The following is a 25,782-nucleotide window of genomic DNA, read 5'->3' as shown; positions in this document are numbered from 1 at the left end:
ATAAGGTGAATAGTGAGAGCCATATTATGAAGAAAAAGCCTGTCGGGCTATACATTCATATACCCTTCTGCCTGAAAAAATGCGGCTATTGCGATTTTTATTCCCTGCCGCTCCAATCCCCGGCCCAGCTTCAGAGCTATACTGATGCTATACGGCTGGAAATAGAAAAGCTTGCGACCTTGTTTTCGGACAGCATCATCTTAAGCATTTACCTGGGAGGAGGCACCCCCAGCCTGCTTGGCCTGGAGCAACTGCAGAGCATAGTGGAGGCGGTTGCTTATAATTTTAATGTTAGCAGTAATGCTGAAATAAGCCTGGAAATGAATCCAGCCACAAGGAGAGAAGGCTTTCTAAGAGGAATTCTGGCGGCTGGTGTAAACCGGATTTCCCTGGGGATACAGAGTTTTTCCCCGGAGGAGTTGCGGGTATTGGGTCGTGTTCACGGTTACTACGAAATAATGCAAAGCATAGAGGCCTTGCATAAAGAAGGATGCCAAAATTTTAACCTGGATTTGATATATGGTATACCGGGACAAAGCCTGGAATCCTGGCAGAGGAGCCTGGAACTGGCGGTTTCCTGTGGACCGCAACACATTTCCGCCTATCTTTTGCAGTTGGATGAGAGCACCGCAATGGCCCGGGCTATAGAAAGCGCTCAGATTGAATTGCTGGATGAAGAAAGTGAAAACGCCATGTACCATATGGCTTTGGATTACCTGCCCGAAAAGGGATTCAGGCATTATGAACTCTCTAACTTCTGCCAGGCTGGTTTTGAATGTCGCCATAACCTGAACTATTGGTGCGGCCGGGATTATATAGGGATAGGAGCGGGAGCAGTATCTTGCATCGGCCGGCAAAGATATCGGAATCGACCGTTTTTAAAGGAGTACCTGATGAGCCTGGAGGTAGGGCAGGAGGCGCCAGTAGAAATACTGGAGCAAATGAGCGCTGAGGAGAAAATGCGGGAAGAAATAATACTGGCATTAAGACTCTGTGATGGAATAGATTTAGCGCAGTTTGCCGCTAGATATCAGCTGGATTTCAGGGAACGATTTGCAGTTGAAATTGAAGACGCTGAGCAAAAAGGACTGTTAAAACTGGAAAATAACCGGCTTTGTTTAACCAGAAGGGGCTATTTTCTCTCCAATCAGGTTTTTTGCCGCTTTATATGATGATCCCCAGACTTGACAAAGGATTTTACAGGTGATATTTTCATATTAACAGCGATTAGCACTCAATAGAGGAGAGTGCTAACAGGCGGTGATATATATGACTCTGGATGAAAGAAAAAGGAATATCCTGGGATCCATTATCCGTGACTATGTGGAAACGGCTGAACCGGTAGGTTCCCGGGCTATGGTAAAAAAGCATGATTTAAAAATAAGCGCAGCGACAGTAAGAAATGAAATGGCCGATCTTGAAGACATGGGCTACCTGGAGCAGCCGCACACCTCCGCAGGTCGTATCCCTTCCGAAAGAGGCTTTCGTTATTATGTGGATTGCATGATGGAAAAAGAGCCTCCCGGAGAGAGGGAATACGCTTTATTGCAGCAATTATTTGAACAGAATATAGAAGACTGGGAGCAGGTGATTTTAGGGATTGCTCATTTTCTATCCCAGATGACCCGCTATACTTCCTTTGTTATTGTTCCAGCAGTGAAATTCACTGAGTTTCGCAACCTGCAACTGCTTCCTCTGGATCAAGGAAAAGCCCTGCTCTTGTTGGTATGTGATATGGGGGTAATAATGCATCGTATAATTAGTATCCCTGAATTCATATCATCCCAGGATTTGCAGGCTATTACCGGCTTGTTTAACCAGGCCTTCATAGGCAAGCGACTGGAGGAAGTAAAAAGAAGCGATTTGCAACTCATAAGGGAGAACCTCAGCCAGCGCCGTCAAATTATTGATAATGCCCTGGAAGCTATAGATAACCTGTTGCAAAACTCCCGCGATGAAAAAGTAATGGTCAGCGGAGCCCTCAATATACTTAATGAACCTGAGTTTAAAGATATGGATAAACTAAAACGAATACTGAATGTTTTGGAAGAAGACGATTCGCTGCGACAGATTATTCCCGGGGAACTGGGAGAGGCAGTTGACATTAAGATTGGCCGGGAGAACCCGTTGGAAGAAATCAAGGAAATGAGTCTGGTGGTAGCAGGGTATAAGTCTTTTGGCGAGCTGGGTAAGATAGGAGTGATAGGCCCGGTGCGTATGGAATACTGGAAAGCCGTAGGTACGGTGGAAACGGTGCGGGATATTATAGAAGACTATCTTAAGGGCTTAGGCTAGGGGGATGTATTATCCCCTTCAAACAAAGGAGGGAAATATGTCGGAAAACAAGCTGGCCAGACAAGAGAAATCAGATGACCGATTCCAGGCTCTTTTGAGCAATGCTAATGCTTCCCGGGCCATCTCGCAGGCGGTGGAAGGCACCATTGGTCCCAAGGGCCTGGATATTATGATGGTGGATAGATTTGGTGATGTAGTTATCAGCAACGATGGGGTAACCATATTAAAGCTGATGGAAGTCAATCACCCTGCGGCCCGTATGATAATAAACACCGCTCGGGCCCAGCAAGCAGAGGTAGGGGATGGGACCACCACGGCTACCATTATTGCCGCTGCGCTGGTAGCTGAGGGAGTGGAACAGGTACTGAAAGGGGTACCGGTTACCCGAGTGATTGAAGGTATAGAACAGGGGATAGCTGCTGCTCTGAACCTGGTGAGAAAGCAAAGCCGGGCAGTGGAATCCCTGGACGATAAAGTATTGTTTAGTATTGCCGAAGTAGCCGGAAGGGGCAAGCGGGATCTAGCTCGCCTGGTTATCAAGGGAGCGCAGCTGGTAGGGAAAAAGAAGCTTTTGGATCGGGACTACAAGTTTGCCGATGCGGTAGTGGCCCGGGAATTGGCTCCCAGCCAGGTTTTCCGTGGGGTTTTGCTTAACAAGGAACCCGTGAATAAGGATATGCCGGCAGTTTTGGAAAATCCGCTGATATTGGTTATAGATGATGCCCTGGGGCCCGAAGAAATCGAACGGGAAGCTATGAAGAGTGAGAGCGGTTTCCAGTATTATCTGCAGGCCCGGGCCAACTACGAAGAAAACCTGCGTAAAATTCCTGAACTGGGCGTAAAAATGGTAGTGGTCGACCGCGGTATTGATGATATGGCGGAAGAGTTTCTGACTGATGCAGGAATAATGGCGGTACAGAGGGTATCTTCACGGGAAATCGAGAAACTTTGCCAGCATACCGCTGCCAGGAAGATAAAAAGAAATGCTCTTAACCGGGATTTGGATAGCCTTAAGGGATATTTAGGCAAAGCCCGGATGGTTAAAGTAGATGAGAAGCTGCAGCATATATATATATATATATGATGGCAAGGGAGAGAGTTGGACCACCGTTCTTATCGGTGCGGCTACGGAAGAAGTGGTCGAAGAGCGCGAACGCATGGCCAAAGATGCCGCCGCCGCCGTTCAGGCAGCAGTGCAGGGAGGGGTGGTTCCCGGAGGAGGGGCCACAGAGGTTTGGCTGGCAGCGCATATGGAAGAAGTGGCCCGGGAGCTTGAAGGCATGGCCTCCTTCGGTGTGAACTGTGTAAAAGAAGCCTTGCTCAAGCCGTTTTCCTGTTTGATAAGCAATGCTGGTTTCAACCCGCTGGAAAAGCTGGGGGATGTGGTGGTGGCCCAGAGAAAGAACGGCAGTGATTCCATCGGGATTGATTGTGAAAAGGGCAAATTGATGGATATGATGCGGCAGGGTATAGTTGATCCCACCACGGTAAAGATTCATGCTATTAAAGCAGCAGGTGAGGTGGCAGTAGCTATCCTAAGGATAAATACCATTATTAAAATGAAAAATGATCCGGAACATTCGGAAAACACAGAGAACTGGGATTAGAGGTGATAAATTATGACTAAGGAAGAACTTGAACTGGAAAAAGAACATGGGCAAGGGATAATCGAAAGCGCTGAACCATCCGCAACTGTGGAAGGTGGAGAAATCCAGGCTCTTAAGGAAGAATTAGCCAGGCTACAGGAAGAAAAACAAGAGAACTATGACCTATATTTGCGGGCTCTGGCTGAGCAAGAGAACATTAAAAAGCGGGCCGGTCGGGAACGAGAGGAATATATAAAATTTGCTACCTTACCCTTGATTAAAAATTTACTGCTGGTTATAGATGACCTGGACCGGGCTTTGGATGTTTCCCATGCCAATCAGGATTTGGAAGCCTTGAACAAAGGAGTGGAAATGATAGCCCGGAAATTGCATGAATTAATAAAAAACGAAGGTGTAGAGGCGATTGAAGCGGTGGGTAAAGCCTTCGATCCCATGTATCACCAGCCGCTGATGGTGGAAGGCAGCAGTGAAGAGCAGGAGAACATGGTAATTGAGGAGTTTCAGAAGGGCTACATAATGCATGGCCGGGTTATTCGCCCCAGCCTGGTTAAAGTTAGCAACAGCTAGTTCCCCCTAAAGAAACCGGGAGAAAGGGGGAATGAGTGCATAGATATGCAAAATAATCTTTGACATCCAAATCTCTCCTTTATGGGAGTTACTAGCTTAGATTATTATTGGAGGTGTGGCAAATGGGCAAGGTTGTAGGAATAGACCTTGGTACAACTAACTCAGTAATAGCCGTAATGGAAGGAAATGAAGCCAAAGTAATAAGCAATGCCGAAGGGGAAAGAATTACCCCCTCGGTGGTGGGATTTTCCAAAAGTAATGAAAGACTGGTGGGGAGGATAGCTAAACGCCAGGCCGTAACCAATCCGGACAGAACGGTACTATCTATTAAAAGAAAAATGGGTACCGATTATAAAGTTGAAATAGATAATAAAAAATATACTCCCCAGGAAATATCGGCTATGGTTTTGCAGAAGTTAAAAACTGATGCAGAAGCATATCTGGGTGAAAAGATTACCCAGGCGGTAATCACCGTTCCCGCTTATTTTACCGATTCCCAGCGGCAGGCAACCAAAGATGCGGGGAAAATAGCCGGGCTGGAAGTTTTGAGGATTATCAATGAACCTACCGCTGCAGCACTGGCTTATGGGCTGGATAAGGATGAGAACCAGACCATCCTGGTATTTGACCTGGGTGGAGGTACTTTTGATGTATCCATACTGGAAATCGGCGATGGGGTTTTTGAGGTCAAGGCCACCAGCGGTAACAATCGCCTGGGGGGCGATGATTTTGACGAGAGGATTATTAACTGGCTGGTAGAGGAATTCAAAAAAGAACAGGGAGTAGATCTTAGAAATGACAAGATGGCCATGCATCGTCTCAAGGAAGCGGCGGAAAAAGCTAAACATGAGCTTTCCGGGGTGATGAGCACCGATATCAACATTCCTTATATAACGGCCACTCAGGAAGGACCGTTGCATCTGGAAAAATCCTTGACCCGGGCCCGGTTCGAAGAAATGACCGCCGACCTAGTGGAAAAGACCATGGGGCCTGCTCGCCAGGCTATGAAAGATGCCGGCCTGAAGACCAACGAGTTGGATAAGGTGATACTGGTGGGGGGCTCCACCAGAATACCCGCGGTACAGGAAGCAATAAAGAACATTACCGGTCGGGAACCCTTTAAAGGAATAAACCCGGATGAAGTTGTGGCGGTTGGGGCCGCTATTCAGGCCGGGGTTTTAACCGGCGAAGTTACCGATGTGGTGTTGCTTGATGTTACTCCTCTCTCCCTGGGAATCGAGACTCTGGGGGGGGTATTTACCCGAATAATTGACCGTAATTCCACTATTCCAACGGCCAAGAGCCAGGTATTTACTACTGCAGCGGATAACCAGACTTCGGTGGATATTCATGTGCTGCAGGGGGAAAGAAAGATGGCTGGCAACAATGTTACCCTGGGGAGATTCCAGTTAAGCGGAATACCTTCAGCCCCTCGCGGAATACCACAGATTGAAGTAAAATTTGATATAGATGTCAATGGAATAGTAAATGTGACCGCCAAAGATACCGCCACGGGCAAAGAGCAGAGAATCACCATAACCTCTTCCAGCGGCCTGAGCGATGAGGAAATCGACCGCATGGTAGAAGATGCCGAAAAGTTTGCCGAGGAAGATGAGAAACGGTTGGAGGAAATCGAAGCCCGCAATGCGGCGGATAGTATGATATACCAGGCGGAAAAGACCGTTAAGGAATACAGCGAAAAAATAGATGAGGAATCTAAAAAAGAGATTGAAGCAGCCCGCGATGAGCTGAAAACGGCTCTGGAGGGCGGCGATATCGAGGATATAAAGAAGAAAACCGAGTCTTTGACCGAGGTAATTTTCAAGTTTACGACCAAAATGTATGAAGAAGCCGCCAAAAATGCGGAAGCCGGTGCAGGTCCTTCTGATGCTGGCGATGGCGAAGTTTTTGATGCTGACTACAATGTGGCAGATGACGATAAAAAGGAAGACTAGTTTTCTGCTGCCAGGGCATATTTTACTAGGGGGAGAGGGTGATACCCGGCGATTTCCGTCGTCCGGGTAGGCCTGTTTTTCAGGAAGGTGGGAAAGGATGTCCGCAAAGCGTGATTACTATGAAGTTTTAGATATTTCTCAAAATGCCAGTGCCGAAGAAATAAAGAAAGCTTACCGGCAGAAAGCCCGGAAACTGCATCCCGATGTTAACCGGGACGATCCCCAGGCAGAAGAGAAATTCAAAGAGGTCTCCGATGCCTATGAAGTCTTAAGTGACCCCCAAAAAAGGGAACTGTATGATCGCTTCGGGCATGATGCTTTTGACCCGTCACGCAACGGAGCCGGAGGCTTCGGCGGTTTTGGCGGCTTCGATGATATGGGTGGTGGTTTTGGGGATATATTTGATATATTCTTCGGCGGCGCCGGAACCCGCAGAAGAACCGGTCCACAACGGGGTGCCGACCGCGAGGTACGCCTGGAAATAAATTTTGAGGATGCCGTTTTTGGTATAGAAAAGGAGATCGAAATATCCCGGATGGAACGCTGTGAAAAGTGCAAAGGCAGTGGGGCGGAACCAGGCTCCGAGGTTAAGACCTGTCCTACTTGCCGGGGCACGGGGCAGCAGCGGACGGTGCAAAACACTCCTTTTGGCCGCTTTGAGACTTCTCGGCCGTGCAGCCAGTGCCGGGGTGAAGGCAAGATTATTGAGAAGGCCTGTTCAGCCTGCAAGGGCAACGGAGAACAAAGGAAAAACAGAAGAATTGATATTAGGATTCCAGCCGGTATTGACAGTGGTTCGCGTCTTCGCGTTCAGGGCGAAGGCGAGCAAGGTATAAGAGGCGGACCCTCAGGCGACCTTTATATTACAATACTGGTTCGGCCTCATGCTTCCTTTAAAAGAGAGGGTTATAACCTGCTATGCAAGCTGCCCATCGATTTTGTACAGGCGGCCCTGGGAACCGAAGTTGAAGTTCCTCTACTGGGTGGCGCGGTTCATTTGCTGCATATTCCGGAAGGGACCCAGCCGGGGGATATTATAACGGTAAAAGGAAAAGGTATTCCCCACCTGCATAGTCATCGTAACGGGGACCTCAAGGTGCAAATTGAGGTCAAAATTCCTCGCAAGCTAAGCCGCAGGCAAAGGGAAATTCTCCTGCAGTTTGCGGAGGAAAGTGATGAAAAAGGAGGAAAGAAAGGCCTGTTCGAAAAATTCAAAGATGCTATGGGATAGAGGGTGTAGTGGAATGAAATGGAAAGAAATCGCTGTTCTGACCGAAGGAATTTGTATTGAAGCAATAGCTGGAATCTTCCACCGGCTCGGTTCTGGTGGAGTAGTTATAGAAGACCCGCAGGCGGCCAGGAAATATGAAAACCAGGAGGAATGGAACCCCAATTTGGTTTCGCCGGACTTTCTCGATCACGAGTTTGTGCTCATTAAAGCTTATTTTATGGAAGAACGCGAAGTTATGGAGGAGTTGCAAAGCTGCCTGGAGACAGTCAAAGAGAACTTTAATGTTGAGTGTAAAGTCTTTATTGATGAGGTTAGAGATGAGGACTGGGAGAGCTCCTGGAAAAAATATTATCACCGTTTCAAAATAGGCGAGCGCCTGGTAATCAAGCCCTCCTGGGAAGAATACCAACCCCAAAGCGGGGAAGTAGTTATAGATATAGACCCGGGTATGGCTTTCGGCACCGGTATACATGCGTCCACCCGTTTTTGCATGAAGTTTATTGACCATTATGTAAAAGGGGGAGAAAAGCTTATTGACGCTGGTTGTGGTTCTGGTATCCTGTCCATCGCCGCGGCCAAACTGGGAGCAGCCCGGGTCTTGGCCATGGATGTTGAGGAATTGTCGGTAAAAATCGCCCGGGAAAATGTTGAGTTAAACGGACTGAGCGACATTATTACAGTCAAGCTCGGGAATATTGTGGAGGAAATTCAAACATTCGAGGCAGATATGGTTGCGGCCAATATTACGGCCGAGGTGGTCACTTGCTTAATTCCGGAAGCCGCCAAAGTCTTAAAGAGCGGGGGCTATTTTTTTGGTTCTGGAATTGTCGACAGCCGCTGGCCGGGAGTGGAGAAGCAATTAAAAACCCATGGCTTTGTTATTGAGCAGGTTCTCCAGGATGTTGATTGGATAGGAGTAGCGGCGCGGAAAGAATAAACCGGGAATGGGGTGCTAGTCTTTGCCTCGTTTTTTTGTTTCTGCTGATAATATCAAGGGTAATAGCGTTTTGATTGATGAGGAGCAAACCCGGCATATAGAAAAGGTCTTGCGTCTCAAGTCTGGTGATATAGTCAAGGTTTTTGATGGAAACGGGAATGAATACCAGGTGCGCTTGCAGGAAAAAAAGCAGAAGATCTTGCAGGCTGAGATACTTGCCCAGGAGACAACAGCGGAGGACCTGGCCATTAATCTTACTCTGGTTCAAGGTATAGCCCGGAGCGAGAAGATGGATTTTATTATTCAGAAAGCGGTAGAACTGGGAGTAAGAAGCCTTATTCCCTTGCAAAGTGAGCATAGTGTGGCCCGCTTCGATAAGGAGAAAGAAGGGAAGAAGATAAAACGCTGGCAGAAGATTGCGCAGGAAGCCTGCAAGCAATGTGGCCGCAACCATATTCCAGAAGTTAAGCCTATCTTGGATTTTCCCGCTCTTATGGCTCAAATAGGGGATAAACCGGCCCTGCTCTGCTATGAACAGGAGCGGGAAGCCTATTTTCGTACGCTATTAAGGGAGCAGCGGGAAAATTTTTGCACCCAGGGTCTTTTTCTCATTATAGGGCCGGAAGGGGGCTTTTCCCCGGCAGAAGTCGAAATAGCCAGAAGACAGGGTTGGTTTATAGCAGGCCTGGGCCCCAGGACCTTGCGAACGGAAACCGCCAGCCTGCTCGCCTGCGGCATCATTATGTACGAATATGGTGAACTCGGCTGAAGCAAGGGGCTGTGCTGAGTGCATGAGATGGGAGACAATTATGAAAAAAGTAGCTTTTCATACCCTGGGATGCAAAGTAAACCAGGTAGAAACAGAACAGCTGAAGGAAAAGTTCATACAAAGAGGCTATCAACTGGTTGACTTCAATGAAAGCGCGGATTTGTACATCGTTAACACCTGCACTGTGACTCACAGCAGCGACCGCAAATCCAGAGCCATGCTGCGCCGTGCTGCCAGAAGGAATCCGGGAGCGATGGTCGTTGCTACCGGTTGCCTGGCCCAGGTAGATGCCGCGCAACTGGCAGCCATACCCGGACTGAATCTAATAGTAGGCAGTCAGCAAAAAGAAGCTATTCTCGAACTGATTGAAGGACAGGTAAGCAGTAGGAGCGAGTCGGAGCCCCTTATTGTATGCCCACCGCTGGTGGCGGGAAAAAAGCTCCCCCCGGTTATCTATTCTAAGCGGCATGAAAGATCCCGAGCTTTTGTCAAGATTCAGGATGGATGCCAGAGTTATTGTTCTTACTGTATCGTCCCTTTTGCCCGCGGTCCTTCCCGGAGCAAACTGCCAGAAGATGTGGCAGCCGAGTTGCAGCAACTGGTGGATCTGGGATATCACGAAATCGTATTGACCGGTATTCATACCGGGCTTTATGGAAATGACCTGGAAGATTGGAACCTTAGTAGATTGCTGCGGTTGCTTTTCGCTCGGGTGGAAGGTAATTACCGCATCAGGTTGAGTTCCCTGGAGCCTGTGGAGATAGACGAGGAGTTGTTGGAGATGGCAGCCGGCGGAGAAAGGCTTTGCCGTCACTTTCATATTCCCTTGCAGAGTGGAAGCAGCCGCATATTGCGGGCCATGAACCGCCGTTATGACCGGGAATTCTATTACAAACTGGTTCAGCATATAGTACAGAGAGTAAAGGGAGCGGCCGTAACCGCCGATGTAATGGTGGGCTTTCCCGGTGAAGAAAAGAAGGATTACCAGGATACCCTGGCTTTGTTACAGGATTTACCCGTACTGGACTTGCATGTATTTAAATACTCAAAACGACCGGGAACGGCTGCCGCTAAAATGGAACCTCAGGTCAGTGACAGAGAAAAAGAAATGAGAAGCGCCGAACTAATACAACTGGCTGAAGCAAAAAAGCGGAGTTTCATAAACCAGCAGCTGGGACAGGAACTGGAAGTGCTGGTAGAGCAGATAGTAGGAGAAGACTCTTTCCGGGGTCTTAGCGATAACTATTTAGAACTGGAGTTTTCTTCCCCCCGGGAACTGATTGATGAGCTGACCGGAGAACTAATCATGGTCGAGCTGGAAGCTATGGAAAACAGCATTGCCCGGGGGAGGTTATTATATGGCTCTTTTCTAATAGAACCCTACTGCCACAATACTGACCAGGAAGGATAGGATTACCAGTCCAACCAGGATATAAACCAGCTTTTTTTGCCGGGGATTACGCATACCTTTGTTCATAAAACCCATCTTTAAATCATCCCTCATTTAAATTTTAATAAATGCTTTGACTCTACTGCAAAAACCCCCTTTTGCTGCGTGGGGTTGCATAAATATGCAAAACGAGCGTTGGTGTTGCCCATGCGTAGCGCCCTGTCGGGCACAACTGATGCTCCCTGCGGTCGCTATTAAGGACGCTGGAGCGGAATATTTATGCAAGTTTAATGCATATTTATTACTTTTGCAGCGGAATCATATTTTGCATTATCTTTATTTCTTTATGCCAAAATCATAAACAATCTGTGTTTGCGCGTCAAATTAATCAGCGCCAATATCATTTAACAGCTCAATCAGCCAAAATATCAAAGAGTCTGGTAAAGCTTTACTTACCAGACTCTTAAAACACTTTATTCTATTATCGTTCTGGTACCGGAAAGACCGTAGTTGCTGAATTTCAGCTATTGAGCGGTATTAGAATCTTTTCTTTTTGCGGGCCGCTTCTGATTTTTTCTTTTTCTTAATACTCGGTTTTTCATAGTGTTCGTGTTTCCTAATATCTTGTAAAACCCCTGCCTTCTGACAGGAACGTTTAAATCTCTTTAAGGCACTGTCAAGGGATTCGTTTTTCCCGACTTTTACTTCGCTCATTATTTCCCTCCCCTCAACCGACCAGCTTTAAGTAAATACCACTCTATTTTACTATTTAATATGCTTGGTAGTCAAGATTAGCCTGGCGGCCAAGCCAGTTGCCTGCCTCCCAGCAAATGATAGTGCAGGTGTAAAACCGACTGACCTCCCCATTCTCCACAGTTGTTAACCAAGCGATAACCTTTATCAGCTATGCCCAGCTCCCGGGCTAGTTTAGCCGCAGTTGTCTGAATGTAACCCAACAACTCTACATTTTCATTGGAAGCCTGATCCAGAGAAACGATGTGCTCACGGGGGATTAGCAAAATATGTACCGGAGCAGCCGGATTGATATCCTTAATCGCCACTATTCTCTCGTCTTCATAAACAAGCTCAGCGGGAATCTCGCGGTTTACAATTTTGCAGAACAAGCAATCGCTTTTATTCAAGTTCTCACCTCCATCAAGCATAGTCTCTTCATGAGCTATGGTTTTGGAATCTGTAGGGGTTTCAAGTTAAATCAGATGCTGCCTTAATTCTATCAGAAAATGCGTGTAAGTCAAAAGTTGTTTAGCGAATAGAGATTAAAAAATTGGGTTTATATAACGAGATGAAATATGTCCCCCGCTGCTAACTCGCTTTTCATCGCTGGTTGTGTTTAACACGATAAAAGTGTACACTACAGAAGAGGTGAAATTATGTTGAAGAATATTACTTTGAGTGCAGAGGAACACCTGATCGAGAGAGCCAGGAAAAAGGCTAAAAAAAGCGATACTACCCTTAATGCACTATTCAGGCAGTGGTTAAGAGGTTATACAAGGGAGTTGACTGTTCCAGCAGAGCTAGATTCATTCTTAGCCAAAGTCGATTACATTGACGCAGGAAGGAAATTTAGCCGAGATGAATTTAATGAAAGATAGATTTTTCCTGGATACTAATATAATAGTGTATATTTTCGATAAGCACAGCAAGCAGAAAAACCAGATAGCCCAAGAACTCCTTAAGGAAGCTTTACAGTCCGGTACAGGGGTAATAAGCTTTCAAGTAATTCAAGAATTTTGTAATGTGGCTTTAAACAAGTTTAAAAAACCTATGTCTTTAAGTGACTGCAGGGAGTTTATCAACCGTTTTCTTTTTCCGGTTTGTGAAGTATTTCCTGGAATGGAGTTATATAATACTGCCCTGGATATAAGGGAAAAAAGCGGATACAACTACTATGATGCCCTGATTGTAGCAGCCGCTTTGCACAGTAAATGCATGATTATTTATACGGAAGATATGCAGGATGGGGCCAACATAATGGGAGTTAAAATCAAAAATCCATTTTAGGGCACCCACCGAGAATTCAAAAAAAAGGAGCCGGGCGAATAACCCGGCTCTTTGCTATACTCCAAGTTTTTCCTTTAAAGCATCCTGCAATATTTTGGATAAGCTAACGCCAGCTTCGCTTGCTTTTATATCCAACCACATGGGAATGCTAACCGTACGGCGTATAGCGCGATTATTACGAATCTCAGTCCGGACAAGATTAATAAATTGATTATTCAATGGCTTAATGCTTTTAATATCGCTTGGAATCGGAACAGGCTCTTTTGCTTCCAGTAAGAATTCGATCCATTGCGTTAAGGCGTTTTGCGCCATATAGATTGCATTACCCAATGTTTTACCTTCGCTGATACAACCGGGTAAATCAGGATAAGTTATAGTAATACTGCCATCGCTGTTTTGTTCAAATACAGCTGGGTAAACATATTCCATATTCTGGCCTCCTCTTCTTGCTTATATTGGCTTTGTAAGGTTTATTTTATCCAGCATCCTTTAGGATTTGTCTGGCTGTGTTTTCGTTAATCTCTCGGTGCCTGGGGACTTGTACGGCTCTTTTGCCAAAAGCTTGGTAGATGGCATGGTCTCCATTATCTCTTATTTTACTATAGCCGTTAGCTTCAAGTTTCTTTATCAATCCCGTTGTTTCATGTCTTGTGTGCCACCCTTCTTATTTCCTATTATAATTATGCAAATTACTTAAAATCAATCATAAATTACTCCAATTATTATTTTTGCCGGATATCGTAGCCTTGAAATTAGGCAATTCCTGCTATGAAGTCCAAAGTCTTCATAAGCATGTAGTCAGGGCAGGAAGCATATAATTTTATGAAGCTAAAGCCCAATATAGGGACAGAAACGGGAATAAAACAGGAAGCAAAAAGAACGTCCCCTTGCTTCCACCCACCCACAGGAGGCAAAAAGAACGTTCCCTTGCTTTCCTTGAAAGGAATGATTATAAAAATGGAGCGGCGCCGAGAATTGTTAAACAAAGCTATGGCGGAATTCCTGGAACTGCCCGGGGACCTGGTGCTGGATCTGCCCAAAATAACAGTTGTGGGAAGAAATGAATTATATCTGGAAAACCACCGGGGCATTATTGAGTACGCTTTAAACCGCCTGCGCATTAATCTTAGCCGGGGATTTCTGGAGATAGAAGGGGAAGAACTACAGATAAAGACACTCATGCCGGAAGAAATGGGAATCAGCGGGGAAATTCATTCCATCAGGTTTTTGGATTAGCTTGGAGGAGGAGAGAGCATGTCCAATCGCTTTCTGAACCAGCTAGCTGGCATCATTAAGGTGAATTTACGGGGAGAGAGACCGGAAAGGATTATTAACCTCGCCCTAAGCCGGGGAATACATATTTGGGATATAAAGAAAACTGATGATGGAATGCATATGAAGGTAAAAATCAGTGGTTTTGAGGCGCTAGAAAATATCTGCGAGGAAAATAACTATTCATTAGAAATAGTTAAAAAGGAAGGAGTTCCTTTTTTAAAGGGCATACTTACCAGGCGTTTGGGCTTTTGGGTCGGGGCGGTGATTTTTATTGCCGCCCTCTACTTTATGGCTTCATTTATATGGTTTATTGATGTAAGCGGCAACCAGAAAGTAGACAAGAGCCGGATAATTATGACGGCAGCCAGGTATGGGATATATCCGGGTGCTCCGCGATGGACCTTTAGCCGTAGTGAGGTTGAAGGAGCCATGCTGCGGGACTTGAGCGAATTAGCCTATGTAAAAATTGATATTCAGGGGGTAAAGGCTACTATAGAAGTGGTAGAGAAAATATTCCCCCGTGAGGAGATTAGCGGACCTTGCCACATAGTGGCAGCCAAAGAAGGCGTGGTGGAAGAAGTGCTGGTTCTGGCTGGTGAGGCCCAGGTTGAGGTGGGTAAAGCTGTGTCCAAAGGAGATATTCTAATTTCTGGAGTGGTTTATCCTCAGAAAAACCCTTTTATGGAGGGAGTGGAAGAGGAATTGGAAGAAAAACCTTCTCTGGTCAGGGCCCGGGGGCGTGTAAAAGCCCGGGTGTGGTATCAGGGATATGGAGAGTGCCGTCTGCGTACGGAAAAAATGCTTTTAAGCGGAAAGGAAAGTAGTGAGATAAAATTGGAGATAGGGGGTAAAACCATACCCCTTAAGAAAGCAAAAACCAAAGATTATGATTTCTCTATTTGTGAAATAAAACAAAAGGAAATAAAAACTCCAATGGGGTCGGTTCGAGTATATAAAACCCGGTGGCGGGAACAGCTTAAAAAAATAACGCAATATAGTGAAGAAGAAGCACTATCTATTGCTCAGGAAAAGGCTATGAAAAGCCTCCTGAAGAAAATGGGGAATGATAAGAAAATTGTTGATCAGAAAAAAAGGCTTCTATCATCACCCAGTGATTCTATTATTAGAGTCCAGCTATCGGTTGAAACCATTGAAGATATAGCTCGGGCCGAACCTATAAATGTCAGTCCCAATGGCAATTGAATGTACCATATGATATAATAACAACGACCTTTCTACTCCGGCCAATTGTCGGTTAAAAGGTAGTTGTTTTTTGCTTAGGGTGTAGGGATTTTTAAGATGGATATTTCGATAGGGGGACTGAATGTTTGGTAGAAAAGGAAAGTAGAATAACCTTATCGGACAACCAGCAAGCAGCAATATTTTTTGGTCCCGGTGACGAAAATTTTCGACATCTGCGGAGTATTTCCCCGGCAGAAATATATGCCCGGGGAGCAGAGCTCTATATTAAAGGCCAGGAAGATGATGTTAAGCAAAGCTTTGACTTGATTCAGAATCTACTGGAAGTAGTGGACCGGGAACAGCAATTGAATATAAATGATATTGATTACCGCTACATGTTGATCAAAAAAGGAGAGAAGTCCAGGCATCAAGACATTGTATCCTCCCCGATTTTGAATACTGCCCGGGGCAAAGCTATCAAAGCTAAAACCCTGGGACAAAAGAAGTATATCAAGTCAATACTGAAGGATGATGTGGTTTTTGCCATCGGACCAGCAGGAACGGGCAAAACTTACCTGGCGGTGGTAATGGCGGTTCGAGCCCTTAAACATAAAGAAGTGGAACGAATAATTCTGGTGCGACCGGCGGTGGAGGCCGGTGAAAAACTGGGATTCTTACCGGGAGATTTTATAGAAAAAGTTAACCCCTATCTTCGACCTTTGTATGATGGGCTTTTTGATATACTTGGGGTGGAAATAACTCAACGCTATCTGGAGAAGAATATCATTGAAGTAGCTCCCCTGGCCTATATGCGGGGGCGAACACTAAATGATGCTTTTATTATTTTAGATGAAGCCCAGAATACGACTCCACAGCAGATGAAGATGTTTCTGACCCGTCTTGGTTTTGGCTCCAAAGCAGTCATAACTGGTGATATAACTCAGGTGGATTTACCTAAAGAAGAGTATTCAGGTTTAATAGAAATTCAGAAGATTTTAGGGCATGTTTCCGGGGTATCCTTTGAATATTTGACTAAAGAAGATGTAATAAGGCATCCGCTGGTACAAAAGATTATAGATGCTTATGAAACTTACGAAGCCCTGGAGGGCTTTTAGAATCCCCTGGGGGTTGCGCGTAATGCGGGACAATAGGCCCCGGAACATTCAACTAACCCCCATGGCCAGGGGCCACAACCATCGATGAAAAGTGAGTTAGTCGGCGCTTGAATAGTAAGATGTAGTAGGAAATGTATTATACTCCTCACACCTTACCCCTCACCCCTCACTTTTCTTATTAATGTTCTACCTTGAGGAGCGTATAGATGAAGCTTAGCACTATCCTCAACTTTGTGTGGAAGAGAATATATGGCTTTCTAAGTCAGTCTACCACCAGAAAGGTTTTAGGGGTATTACTGTTCTTTTCCATAACCATTTTTATTATTTTCTCCAAATTTACCCCCACCCAGGTTAGATTAAAACCGGATGAAGTGGCCCAACGTAATATTCAATCTAATATCACCGCAGTAGTGATTGATGAAAAGCAAAGTGATGAACTGAGAAAACAGGCCGCCAGCAAGGTACAAAAAGTTTATCAGGGTGATCAATATGCTCTTTCCAATACGGAAACAGAGATAAATAATTTCTTTTCCACTTTAACGGAAATAATGAATTCTGATGAAAGACAGGATAAGCTGGAGGATTTGCTCGATAGCAACAGTAAGCGGAAGGATTATCTAAATCTAAAATATAACCAGCAGCAACTGGTTTCTTACCTCCTCAATACTCCAATATCGGATATGGAGACTATGAGGCAGGCTTCAATAATGGTGGTTCGGGGAATAATGAGCAAACCCCTTACGGATGAGGCTATAAAGGGAGCCAGTGAGCAGATTGACAAACAGGTTGATGCGCTGGCATTTGCACCTCAGGCCCAAGAGATTATGAAGCTGGTTATTAGCAATTCTCTCAGGCCCAACTTGATATTCAATGAGGAAGCGACCAATAAGTCCATAGAAGAAGCTATGGCATCGGTGCAACCGGTGCAAAAAACCATTAAGGCGGGGGAAATAATTGTTCGGGAAGGTGACCGGGTTACTGAAGAACAGATTTCCATCCTGGAACAACTGGGTATTCAGAGGAGCAAGAGTTATCCTTTAACCATTCTAGGTGCAGGACTTTTCGTATTTTTAAGCTTTTGGCTTATTATCGAGTTCCTGCGTCGTTATTATAGGGATATTTTTGAAAATGACCGCCTTATGCTATTAATAGGGCTGGTATTTATATTAATATTGTTAATAACCCGTTTTCTTACTATAATCAAAATTAGCAACCAGCCAGACATCAACAATCTAATGGCTTATTTGGCTCCTGTAGCTGCCGGTTCAATGTTGATTGCCATTTTACTGGACAATCGCCTGGCCTACTTTCTTACTATGATAATGGCTTTATATGTAGGATTGCTGGCTGAAGGCAACCAGCTCTTTTATGCGATAACTGCTTTTGTAGGCGGTTCTGTAGGGGTATTTCAGGTCTACAAGCTTAACCAGACCTCTGACCTGGCCCGCTCCGGCCTCTATATAGCTTTGGCCAACATGGTTTCCATAATAACCCTGTTCCTGATAGGGGGCAATTGGAGCCTTAACCTGGCAATAACCGGCGTACTAATCGGGGCTATAAACGGAATTTTCTCAGCCGTTCTGATGATTGGAGCCTTGCCTTATTTGGAAAGTGCTTTTTCCATTACCAGCATGAACAAGCTTCTGGAATTATCCAACCCGAATCATTACCTTTTAAGGCGGCTTTTGCTGGAAGCGCCTGGGACTTACCATCACAGCTTGATGGTGGGCAACCTGGCTGAAGCATCCGCCGAATCCATCGGGGCAAATCCTTTGATGGTCAGGGTCGGAGCCTATTATCATGATATTGGAAAAATAAAGCGTCCCAATTATTTTGTGGAAAACCAACAAGGTTTCGATAATCCCCATGAAAAAATTGCTCCGGCCTTAAGTGCTCTCATTATCACCTCTCATGTTAAAGATGGAGTAGAAATGGCCCGGGAGGCCCGGCTTCCGCAGACAATAATCGATTTTATCGAACAGCATCATGGTACCAGCCTGACCAAATATTTTTATAACCGGGCTATGGAAGAAGACCGGGATGGAAAACTGGGCGAAGAAAGCTTCCGCTATGAAGGTCCCAAGCCCAAACGCAAGGAAGTGGCTCTGGTAATGCTGGCAGATTCCGTTGAAGCAGCGGTGCGCTCCCTGAGTGATCCTCGTCCGGAGAAAATCAGGAATATGGTTCGTTTGTTGATTAAGGACAAACTAAACGATGGACAGTTAGAGTTATGCGACCTCACTTTCAAGGATTTGGATACAATAGGCAACTCTTTTTGCAAAGTCCTGGAGGGAATGTACCATAAACGCATAGAATATCCGGAAACCATAGTAAGAGAGTTTGAAAAGAGGAGAGAAAGCCATGGAAACCATGATAATAAACCAGCAGAACAAGATTAATTATACCAAGGAAATGCAGCAGGTTATTCTCAATGTGGCCAATGCCGTGGCAAAAATGGTGAAATTGTCCCCGAATACGGAGTTAAGTGTTATGATTGTGGACAACAGCTATATTAAAGAATTGAACTTGATTTATCGTGGCGAAAATAATCCTACTGATGTTCTTTCCTTTGCCATGAATGAACTTAGTGAAGAGGAGATGGATCTCGACCTGCCGGGAGAAGTAAATGTTCTCGGAGATATCGTGGTTTCTCTGGAAAAAGCGGTCAGCCAGAGTGAAGAATATGGCCATAGCGCAGAAAGGGAACTCGGTTATTTGATTGCCCATGGTATGCTTCACCTCCTGGGCTATGATCATGAAAATGAGGAAGAACGTAACTTAATGCGTAACCTGGAAGAAAGGATCATGCATAAAGTTAAATTGGAAAGGTAATCCCAGGATGAAAGGGACTGGATTAAAGAGGAGTTTTGCCTGTGCCCTGGCGGGAATAGCCTATGTCTTCCAGCGGGAAAGGAATATGAAGATTCACGGAGTAGCAGCTATTATGGCTGTGGGTTTGGGTTTATTTCTGCGAGTAACCCGCTGGGAATGGGGATTATTGTTAATCACTATCTTTATCGTCCTGGTGGCAGAAACTATTAACAGCGCTATTGAAAAGGCGGTGGATTTGCAGACAGAAAGCTATCACCCGCTGGCTGAAGCGGCCAAGGATCTGGCTGCCGGAGCTGTTTTATTAACCGCTATCATGGCCGTTATCATGGCCTTTCTTATTTTTGGACCATATTTGCTTAATTTGCTTAGTTTTGCAGGAGGCGGCTGAATGTGAGCAGCAGGGAAGAACTGCTTAAACGGGCTCGTGAAGCTCAAAAAAATGCCTATGCCCCTTATTCCAACTTCCAGGTAGGGGCTGCTCTCTTGTCTGCAGGGGGCAAGGTTTATACGGGGAGTAATGTGGAAAATTCCTCCTATGGTTTAAGCATTTGTGCTGAACGGGCTGCCGTATTTAAAGCAGTTAATGATGGGGAAAGAGATTTTGCACTGTTAGCCGTAGTAGCTAGCGGCCAGGGTTATGTTTTTCCCTGTGGGGCCTGTTTACAGGTTTTGGCTGAGTTTTCCCCGGAAATGAAGCTAATAATTACTGATGAAAAAGACCATTATAAGGAATATGCTTTGCAGGACATGCTGCCACAAATCTTTTCACTGGGAAAACAGGAGGAGTAAAATAGATGAAATCTGGATTTGTAAGTATTGTGGGCCGCCCCAATGTGGGAAAATCTACTCTGCTCAATACAATTATCGGAGAAAAAATCGCTATAGTATCGGAGAAGCCCCAGACAACCAGAACCAGAATTCAGGGCATATATACCTGTGAAAGGGGGCAGGTAATCTTTGTTGATACCCCTGGTATTCATAAACCCAAGCACCTCTTGGGTGAATACATGGTAAAGGTATCTGCGCGCAGCCTGGAAGAGGTAGATATAATATACTATATGACTGATGTAACCCGCCCTTTTGGCGGCGGTGAGAGCTTTATCCTGGAACAATTAAAAGACGCCAGGGTACCGGTTTTTTTACTGGTTAATAAAATTGACCTGGTTAGTGAGCAAGAAGTAAAGGATTATATTCAAATCTTTAACCAGCAGAGGAGTTTTTCTGAGGTAGTTTCTATATCAGCCGCTTGTGGTACTAATCTGCAGCTTTTGATAGACAAAACGCTGGATGCCTTGCCGGAAGGACCCCTCTATTATCCGGAGGATGACCTTACCGACCAACCCATCTATTTACTTATAGCTGAATTAATAAGGGAGAAGGCTTTAATGCTCACCCGTGATGAGGTTCCGCATTCACTGGCGGTGGAAGTGGAAGAATTCAAAAAGCAAAGCAATGGTAAGGTCTATGTTAGGGCTGCCATATATATGGAAAGGGATTCCCAAAAGGGGATATTAATCGGTAAAAAGGGTCAAATGTTAAAGACCATCGGGGAGCAGGCCCGCCAGGATATTGAAAGCTTATTGGATACGGCTGTTTATCTCGATTTATGGGTTAAGGTTAAAAAGAACTGGCGTGATAACGAGGGTACCCTGAATCAGCTCGGCTATCGTATGTAGAAGGAAGAGAAGGTAAAAACGCTAAAGGATGGCTATTATGCTGGCTAAATATCTTGATTCCACTAATTTGCAAGCTGCAGCCCGGGCCAGTGACATCGAATTGTTATGTCAAGAAGCCCGGCAGTACCAGATGGCGGCTGTTTGTGTTAATCCTTTCCGCCTGGAACTGGCCTGCCACCTCCTGAGTGGAACTCCGGTCAAGGCTTGTACGGTAATAGCTTTTCCCCTGGGAGCCGATCATTGGACGAGTAAAGTGGATTCAGCGCGGCGAGCCCTGCAAATGGGGGCGGCTGAACTTGATATGGTAATGAATATTGGTGCTTTCAAGGATAAGGATTTCCGCTTGGTGGAAAAAGAGATCAAGGAATTGCTTCGTTTAAGGGAAGAATATGTTTTTCTGCTCAAAGTTATCGTGGAAACAGCTTTGCTTAGCAAGGAGGAACTGCAGGATATAAGCGTTTTGCTAGGTAATAGCGAAGCAGATTTTATTAAGACTTCTACTGGATTTTCCAGCCGGGGTGTTACCCTGGAGGATATTGAGATTATTCGAGAATCCCGCCAAAGAAAGGATTTAAAGATTAAAGCCAGCGGGGGCATAAAGAGCCTGGATTTTGCCCTTGAATTACTAAAAGCAGGGGTTGACAGAATAGGGAGCAGCAGTGCAGGGGCATTGCTGGAGGAGTACCGGCAAAGGGGAGGGCAGTAAGGAGACTGCCCTTTAATGTGGATAAAGCGGATAAGCCTTTGTATTATTCTGCTAGCTTTTTATACTGCCATAATGATGAACAATCCCAGCGAATGCTTGAAAAGCCTGGGTTACAACCGGGTATTGGATTTATATGGCCGATGGGTTAGCTCATCATGCCAACTTGACTTTCTATATAATCCGGGGTTAAGGCAGACGACTATTCCTCTGCGGACCAGCAGAGTAGCGGCAGTAATTCCTGACGACACCAATCAAGGAATTAAAAATGAAATGGAAAGGCTGCTAGCTGAAAAATACCAGGTCATAATCGAGTGTTCTGCTATAGACACCTGGCATAGCAGTAAAGATGGACAGGAGTATTTACCCCGCATAGCGGCTCAGGCCTACCGGGTAGTAGTATTTGATGGAGGACACCATCTCCCCACTCTGGGGATGGCTCCAGATATTATTCTCGTTCCAGAACTGGCCGGTTTTGCGGTTCATACTTATATGCTCGATGGTATGAAAGTTGAGACCATACGGGATTTGGCTGAGGAAGTTGGCTGTCCTGCGGTAATTGTCAGAATCCCTCGTTTGGCCCTGGTTAAGAATCACTACTCCCTCTCCATTATAACTCGTCGAATAATGGCTGCATCGTATTACCGTGATAGGGAAAGCAATACCGGGAAAATCATGCTGCAGAGCCGAATGAGCAAGTACAACGGGATAATTTTTGCTTATGTGAACTATGAGTATGCCCAAAACCCCGAATTATTTTGTCAGCGCTTGCGTGTTTTGGGAGTGGGGGACGCCCGTAAGATATATCTGGCCTTTGATTATGGCTGTATCAGCCCGGAAGAGGCAGGAGAATTTATGAAGAAAGTAAGCCAGAGCAGCGGATTGCCGGCTCAAATAGTTAATGAAGCAGTAAAAGTAAGCAGTGTATTCTGGGGTGGGAAGTAAATGTATCTTCGTAGTCGAGCCATAGTAATAAAGAACATGGATTACCGGGAAAGCGACAAACTGGTTACTATATTTTGCGAACACGAGGGTAAAATGAAAGCAGTGGCCCGCGGAATCAAAAAGCCCCGTAGCAGCTTACGGGCTTGTGTCCAGCCTTTTTGTCATTCATCGCTTTTTTTTAGTCGGGGTAAAGGGATGAATTTAATTACTCAGGGAAAACTGCTGGATTTTTACGGCAATACCCGGGAGGATTTTGAACGCTCCCTTTATGCTTTGTATTTGATGGAATTATTGGATAAGAGTTTGATGGAGGGGGTAGCCATTCCCCGCCTCTATACCAGCACCCTGGAGGTTCTTTCCCATCTCAACCACAGCGGTTATAATCCCATGCTAATAAGGTATTTTGAGATGAACCTGCTGGTAAATCTAGGTTATAGCCCGTTGCTGGATCATTGTGTACTTTGTGGGAAAAAGGATGACTTAAAAGTTTTTAGTCTTCCTGACGGAGGAATGTTGTGCCGGGATTGCAGCTATCAGGCTTCTGGAGCAGTCAGCCTGTCCAAAGAGACCCTGGCCCTGATCAGTCTTCTGGGAAGATCACGGCTGGCTACTGTGGAAAGGGTAAGGGTCTCAAATAAGGCCCAGAAAGAACTGGAGTATTTTTTAGAAAAATATCTGGAATATTATCTGGAAAGAAAGTTTAATCTAAAAAAGGCCATGTCAATTTTGAAAAGGAGTATGCCCAGGTACTAAGCTAAATTTCTGCCACTATCCTTCCGGTTTCCTCCAAACAATAATCCCCCAGGCCCTCTAACTCCGATTTGAAGGCAGCGGAATTAAGGATGTCCAAAACCGCCCTAATTTCGGCCTTGTCCAGGTCCTCTTTTCTAATTACCAGTTCGTAGCGCTCTTTTTGCAGGGGAATAAATTCAATACCCCGAACCTGCAGGGCAGCCTTCTCATTTCCCAAAGCCAGGTCTGCAGTTCCTCGGGCTACAGCACTGGCCACAGCCAGGTGAGATGTTTCTTCCCTTTCATAGCCATTAATCTTACGCCGATCAAGTTTCATTTGATATAAGTGCTCGTCCAAAAGCACCCGGGTACCACAACCAGGTTCCCGGTTAATGAAACGAAGACCAGGAATGGTCAAATCTGCCCAACCTTTAATTCCCAGGGGGTTACTGCGGGCAACATAAAATCCTTGTTGGCGCATGGCCAGGTGTATTATCAAAGTAGGTATACCAGGAACCATGCGGCGAACATAAGGTATGTTATAACTTTCACTGTCACTATCCCAGAGATGAACACCAGCCATATCCGATTCACCCTGATAAAGCTGGAGAAGACCAGCAAAACTGCCAATATTATGGCGGAACGCCCGGCAACCCTGGCTATGGTTTTCCAGGTGGCGGCCCAGGATGTCTAAAAGCAAATCTTGACCACAAATCACCAGGCCTGGAGAGGTTGAAAGATAATCCTGTCGGGCTGCTTGTGTCCTGGGTGATGCTTCAAGTGTATCTATATCTTTATATTTTAACTTTTTGCCTTGCTTTATATAAGCATCAACATCCCGCTGTTCAATCCTAATCTTCCGGCCTATGCGATAAGCTGGGAGTTCTCCTCGCTTTACCATTTCATAAACTGTATATTTGGTTATTTTCAATAAATCGGCGACTTCTTGAGGAGTTAAAGAACTGTCTTCTTTCATAATTATAACCATTCCTTTCGCTAACGCTCAGGCACAAAACGTGATGAAAGAATTTCTTTCAGACTTGTCCAACCTCCAAACCTGTTAACATTCTAGCATAATAGAAGGTTAATGCAAAGTTGTGTTATCTTCTGTTGAAATATGTTATATTAATAAACACAAACCTACATAAACCCAGGAAAGGCAACATGAGCTAAAATCCTGTATAGTTCTATGAAAAGGTATTTATGCTTTCATAAGAAGCTTTAAGAAAGAGCAGGCGCGAAAATTTTAAGGAGGGGGGAGATAAGCCATGCCCTCTATATAGGGTATTTTCGCCATAAGGCATTAAATTAATTAATTTTGGTTCCACTGCAAAAAACCCTTTTTATGCACGCTAATGCATGTTTATAAATTTTTGCAGTAACATCAATTTTAGTTTCTAATTAATAAATCGTGCTTAGCCCTTTCCAGCAATAGGCAAATAATTAAGGAGGAATTATTAATGCGACATAACAAAAAAGTAAAAGCCCGGATTAGTATTTTAGTGGCGTTGATTTTTGTACTCTGTATGGCGGGAACAGCTTTCGCGGCCAATCCAGCAGCTGCGGGTGATTTGGTATGGAAAGCCGGGGATCAATGTTCGGTTAATGCCAGTGCGTTAAACTTCAGAACCGGTCCGGGTATGAATTATAAGGTTATAAAGTCCTATACCCGGGGAAGCTTGATGACCATTGCCGAAAAATCAGGTGATTGGTATAAAGTGACCGCAGCGGACGGAAAAGTTGGTTATGTATTTGGCCGTTACCTGCTTGTTACCACTCAAGCTGCTGCTCCGGTCAAGGCGGCGCCCAGTGTCACTACGCCCAAAGCAGAAGTTACAGCACAACCCCCGGCCAAAGCGGTAAGCGGTGAACTCATTATCTCCGCTGCTGCCAGCCTGACTGATGCCATGAATGAGATGAAAGGAATTTATGAGAAGCAAAACCAAAATGTAAAACTCACTTTTAACTTCGGTTCATCGGGGGCCCTGCAGCAACAGATTGAACAGGGTGCTCCCGCTGATGTGTTTATTTCTGCTGCCACCAAGCAAATGAAGGCTCTGCAGGACAAGAAGCTCATTGTCGATGAGAGCTGCAAAAACCTCTTGAAGAACCGTTTGGTTTTGGTTGGTCCCAAAGAATCAGCCAAGGTCAAAGGCTTTAGCACGCTGAAGGAAGCTTCGCTTATCTCCATTGGCGAACCTGATTCGGTTCCCGCCGGGAAATATGCCAAGGAAACCCTTACTAAAATGGGTTTGTGGGATGCGTTAAAGGACAAGGTGGTTTATGCCAAAGATGTAAGACAGGTTCTGGCTTATGTGGAAAGCGGCAATGTTGAAGCCGGGATGGTTTATCTGACTGATGCCAAGATATCGGACAAGGTGCAGATACTCAGCATAGCTGAAGAAAATACTCATACCCCCATCGTATACCCGGCAGCAGTAGTTAAAGGCACCAAGAACCCGGAAGCGGCTCAGAGTTTTGTGGATTTCCTCAGCAGTGACGCCGCTAAAGAAGTATTCGCCAAATACGGTTTCTCGCTGGTCAAGTAG

30 protein-coding genes are annotated in these 25,782 nt (G+C 45.3%); 24 read left to right on the top strand and 6 right to left on the bottom strand.

Features of this window, described 5'->3' with window-relative positions:
- Window positions 1–26: 26 nt before the first annotated feature.
- The 10 genes from hemW (at window position 27) to mtaB (ending at window position 10,772) form a co-directional block, all read left to right on the top strand.
- Window positions 27–1,172 carry a radical SAM family heme chaperone HemW gene (gene hemW / locus SWOL_RS08190; RefSeq protein WP_011640983.1) on the top strand — a complete coding sequence of 382 codons (1,146 nt, stop codon included), beginning with the start codon at window positions 27–29 and terminating at the stop codon, window positions 1,170–1,172.
- A gap of 97 nt (window positions 1,173–1,269) precedes the next feature.
- Window positions 1,270–2,295 carry a heat-inducible transcriptional repressor HrcA gene (gene hrcA / locus SWOL_RS08185; protein WP_011640982.1) on the top strand — a complete coding sequence of 342 codons (1,026 nt, stop codon included), beginning with the start codon at window positions 1,270–1,272 and terminating at the stop codon, window positions 2,293–2,295.
- 37 nt (window positions 2,296–2,332) lie between these two features.
- Window positions 2,333–3,379, top strand: coding sequence for a TCP-1/cpn60 chaperonin family protein (locus tag SWOL_RS08180; protein ID WP_341271075.1), 1,047 nt, complete (start codon window positions 2,333–2,335; stop codon window positions 3,377–3,379).
- Entirely contained in the window at window positions 3,345–3,902 is a 558-nt protein-coding gene (locus SWOL_RS15160) for a TCP-1/cpn60 chaperonin family protein (RefSeq protein WP_341271074.1), read from the top strand. The genes SWOL_RS08180 and SWOL_RS15160 overlap by 35 nt, the downstream gene beginning before the upstream one ends.
- A 12-nt stretch (window positions 3,903–3,914) precedes the next feature.
- Window positions 3,915–4,469, top strand: coding sequence for a nucleotide exchange factor GrpE (gene grpE / locus SWOL_RS08175; protein ID WP_011640981.1), 555 nt, complete (start codon window positions 3,915–3,917; stop codon window positions 4,467–4,469).
- A 122-nt stretch (window positions 4,470–4,591) separates the two neighbouring features.
- Window positions 4,592–6,424, top strand: coding sequence for a molecular chaperone DnaK (gene dnaK, locus SWOL_RS08170; RefSeq protein WP_011640980.1), 1,833 nt, complete (start codon window positions 4,592–4,594; stop codon window positions 6,422–6,424).
- A gap of 97 nt (window positions 6,425–6,521) precedes the next feature.
- A complete protein-coding gene (gene dnaJ, locus SWOL_RS08165; RefSeq protein WP_011640979.1) occupies window positions 6,522–7,655 on the top strand; it encodes a molecular chaperone DnaJ in 1,134 nt (377 codons plus the stop codon).
- A 13-nt stretch (window positions 7,656–7,668) separates the two neighbouring features.
- Window positions 7,669–8,592: a 50S ribosomal protein L11 methyltransferase gene (gene prmA, locus SWOL_RS08160; RefSeq protein WP_011640978.1), complete on the top strand. Its 924-nt coding sequence runs from the start codon at window positions 7,669–7,671 to the stop codon at window positions 8,590–8,592.
- Between the two features lie 22 nt (window positions 8,593–8,614).
- Window positions 8,615–9,361 carry a 16S rRNA (uracil(1498)-N(3))-methyltransferase gene (locus tag SWOL_RS08155; RefSeq protein WP_011640977.1) on the top strand — a complete coding sequence of 249 codons (747 nt, stop codon included), beginning with the start codon at window positions 8,615–8,617 and terminating at the stop codon, window positions 9,359–9,361.
- Between the two features lie 40 nt (window positions 9,362–9,401).
- Window positions 9,402–10,772: a tRNA (N(6)-L-threonylcarbamoyladenosine(37)-C(2))-methylthiotransferase MtaB gene (gene mtaB, locus SWOL_RS08150; RefSeq protein ID WP_011640976.1), complete on the top strand. Its 1,371-nt coding sequence runs from the start codon at window positions 9,402–9,404 to the stop codon at window positions 10,770–10,772.
- On the opposite strand, the gene SWOL_RS15085 is transcribed toward mtaB, so the two are convergent.
- From SWOL_RS15085 to SWOL_RS08140, 3 genes are all read right to left on the bottom strand, one after another.
- Window positions 10,731–10,865, bottom strand: a complete 135-nt coding sequence (locus SWOL_RS15085; RefSeq protein ID WP_278078265.1) for a hypothetical protein — start codon at window positions 10,863–10,865, stop codon at window positions 10,731–10,733. The two genes, mtaB and SWOL_RS15085, sit on opposite strands and share 42 nt — an antisense overlap.
- A 423-nt stretch (window positions 10,866–11,288) precedes the next feature.
- The gene (rpsU, locus tag SWOL_RS08145) at window positions 11,289–11,465 is read right to left on the bottom strand and encodes a 30S ribosomal protein S21 (protein ID WP_011640975.1); all 177 of its coding nucleotides are present in this window, start codon (window positions 11,463–11,465) and stop codon (window positions 11,289–11,291) included.
- A 77-nt stretch (window positions 11,466–11,542) separates the two neighbouring features.
- Complete coding sequence (locus SWOL_RS08140; RefSeq protein ID WP_011640974.1) at window positions 11,543–11,893, bottom strand: histidine triad nucleotide-binding protein; 351 nt, start codon at window positions 11,891–11,893, stop codon at window positions 11,543–11,545.
- 249 nt (window positions 11,894–12,142) lie between these two features.
- Here SWOL_RS08140 and SWOL_RS08135 point away from each other — a divergent pair, with 249 nt between their 5' ends.
- Window positions 12,143–12,364, top strand: coding sequence for a hypothetical protein (locus SWOL_RS08135; RefSeq protein ID WP_011640973.1), 222 nt, complete (start codon window positions 12,143–12,145; stop codon window positions 12,362–12,364).
- Window positions 12,354–12,773 carry a PIN domain-containing protein gene (locus SWOL_RS08130; protein ID WP_041427918.1) on the top strand — a complete coding sequence of 140 codons (420 nt, stop codon included), beginning with the start codon at window positions 12,354–12,356 and terminating at the stop codon, window positions 12,771–12,773. The genes SWOL_RS08135 and SWOL_RS08130 overlap by 11 nt, the downstream gene beginning before the upstream one ends.
- Window positions 12,774–12,827: 54 nt before the next feature.
- On the opposite strand, the gene SWOL_RS08125 is transcribed toward SWOL_RS08130, so the two are convergent.
- Window positions 12,828–13,202 (bottom strand): type II toxin-antitoxin system HicB family antitoxin, encoded by a 375-nt coding sequence (locus SWOL_RS08125; protein WP_011640971.1) that lies wholly within the window; start codon window positions 13,200–13,202, stop codon window positions 12,828–12,830.
- 46 nt (window positions 13,203–13,248) lie between these two features.
- Complete coding sequence (locus SWOL_RS14015; protein ID WP_081424814.1) at window positions 13,249–13,404, bottom strand: type II toxin-antitoxin system HicA family toxin; 156 nt, start codon at window positions 13,402–13,404, stop codon at window positions 13,249–13,251.
- A 314-nt stretch (window positions 13,405–13,718) separates the two neighbouring features.
- Here SWOL_RS14015 and yqfC point away from each other — a divergent pair, with 314 nt between their 5' ends.
- The 11 genes from yqfC (at window position 13,719) to recO (ending at window position 23,254) form a co-directional block, all read left to right on the top strand.
- Window positions 13,719–14,009: a sporulation protein YqfC gene (yqfC, locus tag SWOL_RS08120; RefSeq protein WP_041427917.1), complete on the top strand. Its 291-nt coding sequence runs from the start codon at window positions 13,719–13,721 to the stop codon at window positions 14,007–14,009.
- Window positions 14,010–14,027: 18 nt separating this feature from the next.
- The gene (gene yqfD, locus SWOL_RS08115; protein ID WP_011640969.1) at window positions 14,028–15,251 is read left to right on the top strand and encodes a sporulation protein YqfD; all 1,224 of its coding nucleotides are present in this window, start codon (window positions 14,028–14,030) and stop codon (window positions 15,249–15,251) included.
- A gap of 125 nt (window positions 15,252–15,376) precedes the next feature.
- Window positions 15,377–16,345 (top strand): PhoH family protein, encoded by a 969-nt coding sequence (locus tag SWOL_RS08110; protein ID WP_011640968.1) that lies wholly within the window; start codon window positions 15,377–15,379, stop codon window positions 16,343–16,345.
- Between the two features lie 206 nt (window positions 16,346–16,551).
- Window positions 16,552–18,744, top strand: coding sequence for an HD family phosphohydrolase (locus tag SWOL_RS08105; protein ID WP_011640967.1), 2,193 nt, complete (start codon window positions 16,552–16,554; stop codon window positions 18,742–18,744).
- The gene (ybeY, locus tag SWOL_RS08100) at window positions 18,707–19,177 is read left to right on the top strand and encodes an rRNA maturation RNase YbeY (protein ID WP_011640966.1); all 471 of its coding nucleotides are present in this window, start codon (window positions 18,707–18,709) and stop codon (window positions 19,175–19,177) included. The genes SWOL_RS08105 and ybeY overlap by 38 nt, the downstream gene beginning before the upstream one ends.
- A gap of 7 nt (window positions 19,178–19,184) precedes the next feature.
- Window positions 19,185–19,565, top strand: coding sequence for a diacylglycerol kinase family protein (locus tag SWOL_RS08095; protein ID WP_011640965.1), 381 nt, complete (start codon window positions 19,185–19,187; stop codon window positions 19,563–19,565).
- 2 nt (window positions 19,566–19,567) lie between these two features.
- Window positions 19,568–19,966: a cytidine deaminase gene (gene cdd, locus SWOL_RS08090; protein WP_011640964.1), complete on the top strand. Its 399-nt coding sequence runs from the start codon at window positions 19,568–19,570 to the stop codon at window positions 19,964–19,966.
- A gap of 5 nt (window positions 19,967–19,971) precedes the next feature.
- Window positions 19,972–20,853: a GTPase Era gene (gene era, locus SWOL_RS08085; protein ID WP_011640963.1), complete on the top strand. Its 882-nt coding sequence runs from the start codon at window positions 19,972–19,974 to the stop codon at window positions 20,851–20,853.
- 37 nt (window positions 20,854–20,890) lie between these two features.
- Window positions 20,891–21,559: a deoxyribose-phosphate aldolase gene (deoC, locus tag SWOL_RS08080; RefSeq protein ID WP_011640962.1), complete on the top strand. Its 669-nt coding sequence runs from the start codon at window positions 20,891–20,893 to the stop codon at window positions 21,557–21,559.
- A gap of 15 nt (window positions 21,560–21,574) precedes the next feature.
- Window positions 21,575–22,501 (top strand): hypothetical protein, encoded by a 927-nt coding sequence (locus SWOL_RS08075; RefSeq protein WP_011640961.1) that lies wholly within the window; start codon window positions 21,575–21,577, stop codon window positions 22,499–22,501.
- The gene (gene recO, locus SWOL_RS08070) at window positions 22,502–23,254 is read left to right on the top strand and encodes a DNA repair protein RecO (RefSeq protein ID WP_011640960.1); all 753 of its coding nucleotides are present in this window, start codon (window positions 22,502–22,504) and stop codon (window positions 23,252–23,254) included.
- Between the two features lies 1 nt (window position 23,255).
- Here the strand turns inward: recO and SWOL_RS08065 are convergent, their stop codons facing one another.
- Window positions 23,256–24,209 carry a helix-turn-helix transcriptional regulator gene (locus tag SWOL_RS08065; protein ID WP_011640959.1) on the bottom strand — a complete coding sequence of 318 codons (954 nt, stop codon included), beginning with the start codon at window positions 24,207–24,209 and terminating at the stop codon, window positions 23,256–23,258.
- Window positions 24,210–24,693: 484 nt separating this feature from the next.
- Between SWOL_RS08065 and modA the strand changes: the two genes are divergently transcribed.
- Complete coding sequence (modA, locus tag SWOL_RS08060) at window positions 24,694–25,782, top strand: molybdate ABC transporter substrate-binding protein (RefSeq protein ID WP_207635277.1); 1,089 nt, start codon at window positions 24,694–24,696, stop codon at window positions 25,780–25,782.

Origin of the sequence: Syntrophomonas wolfei subsp. wolfei str. Goettingen G311 (genome assembly GCF_000014725.1) — a bacterium.
In the GTDB taxonomy this organism is placed as follows: domain Bacteria; phylum Bacillota; class Syntrophomonadia; order Syntrophomonadales; family Syntrophomonadaceae; genus Syntrophomonas; species Syntrophomonas wolfei.
The sequence above is the reverse complement of the archived record's forward strand: the minus strand, read 5'-3'. Positions and strand labels throughout refer to the sequence as shown.

Bases quoted from the DNA above. Each gene is read 5' to 3' on its own strand.
- hemW (WP_011640983.1), top strand. From the start codon at position 27: ATGAAGAAAAAGCCTGTCGGGCTATACATTCATATACCCTTCTGCCTG.
- hrcA (WP_011640982.1), top strand. From the start codon at position 1,270: ATGACTCTGGATGAAAGAAAAAGGAATATCCTGGGATCCATTATCCGT.
- SWOL_RS08180 (WP_341271075.1), top strand. From the start codon at position 2,333: ATGTCGGAAAACAAGCTGGCCAGACAAGAGAAATCAGATGACCGATTC.
- SWOL_RS15160 (WP_341271074.1), top strand. From the start codon at position 3,345: ATGAGAAGCTGCAGCATATATATATATATATATGATGGCAAGGGAGAG.
- grpE (WP_011640981.1), top strand. From the start codon at position 3,915: ATGACTAAGGAAGAACTTGAACTGGAAAAAGAACATGGGCAAGGGATA.
- dnaK (WP_011640980.1), top strand. From the start codon at position 4,592: ATGGGCAAGGTTGTAGGAATAGACCTTGGTACAACTAACTCAGTAATA.
- dnaJ (WP_011640979.1), top strand. From the start codon at position 6,522: ATGTCCGCAAAGCGTGATTACTATGAAGTTTTAGATATTTCTCAAAAT.
- prmA (WP_011640978.1), top strand. From the start codon at position 7,669: ATGAAATGGAAAGAAATCGCTGTTCTGACCGAAGGAATTTGTATTGAA.
- mtaB (WP_011640976.1), top strand. From the start codon at position 9,402: ATGAAAAAAGTAGCTTTTCATACCCTGGGATGCAAAGTAAACCAGGTA.
- SWOL_RS15085 (WP_278078265.1), bottom strand. From the start codon at position 10,865: ATGAGGGATGATTTAAAGATGGGTTTTATGAACAAAGGTATGCGTAAT.
- rpsU (WP_011640975.1), bottom strand. From the start codon at position 11,465: ATGAGCGAAGTAAAAGTCGGGAAAAACGAATCCCTTGACAGTGCCTTA.
- SWOL_RS08135 (WP_011640973.1), top strand. From the start codon at position 12,143: ATGTTGAAGAATATTACTTTGAGTGCAGAGGAACACCTGATCGAGAGA.
- SWOL_RS08130 (WP_041427918.1), top strand. From the start codon at position 12,354: ATGAAAGATAGATTTTTCCTGGATACTAATATAATAGTGTATATTTTC.
- SWOL_RS08125 (WP_011640971.1), bottom strand. From the start codon at position 13,202: ATGGAATATGTTTACCCAGCTGTATTTGAACAAAACAGCGATGGCAGT.
- yqfC (WP_041427917.1), top strand. From the start codon at position 13,719: ATGATTATAAAAATGGAGCGGCGCCGAGAATTGTTAAACAAAGCTATG.
- yqfD (WP_011640969.1), top strand. From the start codon at position 14,028: ATGTCCAATCGCTTTCTGAACCAGCTAGCTGGCATCATTAAGGTGAAT.
- SWOL_RS08105 (WP_011640967.1), top strand. From the start codon at position 16,552: ATGAAGCTTAGCACTATCCTCAACTTTGTGTGGAAGAGAATATATGGC.
- ybeY (WP_011640966.1), top strand. From the start codon at position 18,707: ATGGAAACCATGATAATAAACCAGCAGAACAAGATTAATTATACCAAG.
- SWOL_RS08095 (WP_011640965.1), top strand. From the start codon at position 19,185: ATGAAAGGGACTGGATTAAAGAGGAGTTTTGCCTGTGCCCTGGCGGGA.
- era (WP_011640963.1), top strand. From the start codon at position 19,972: ATGAAATCTGGATTTGTAAGTATTGTGGGCCGCCCCAATGTGGGAAAA.
- deoC (WP_011640962.1), top strand. From the start codon at position 20,891: ATGCTGGCTAAATATCTTGATTCCACTAATTTGCAAGCTGCAGCCCGG.
- SWOL_RS08075 (WP_011640961.1), top strand. From the start codon at position 21,575: ATGTGGATAAAGCGGATAAGCCTTTGTATTATTCTGCTAGCTTTTTAT.
- recO (WP_011640960.1), top strand. From the start codon at position 22,502: ATGTATCTTCGTAGTCGAGCCATAGTAATAAAGAACATGGATTACCGG.
- SWOL_RS08065 (WP_011640959.1), bottom strand. From the start codon at position 24,209: ATGAAAGAAGACAGTTCTTTAACTCCTCAAGAAGTCGCCGATTTATTG.
- modA (WP_207635277.1), top strand. From the start codon at position 24,694: ATGCGACATAACAAAAAAGTAAAAGCCCGGATTAGTATTTTAGTGGCG.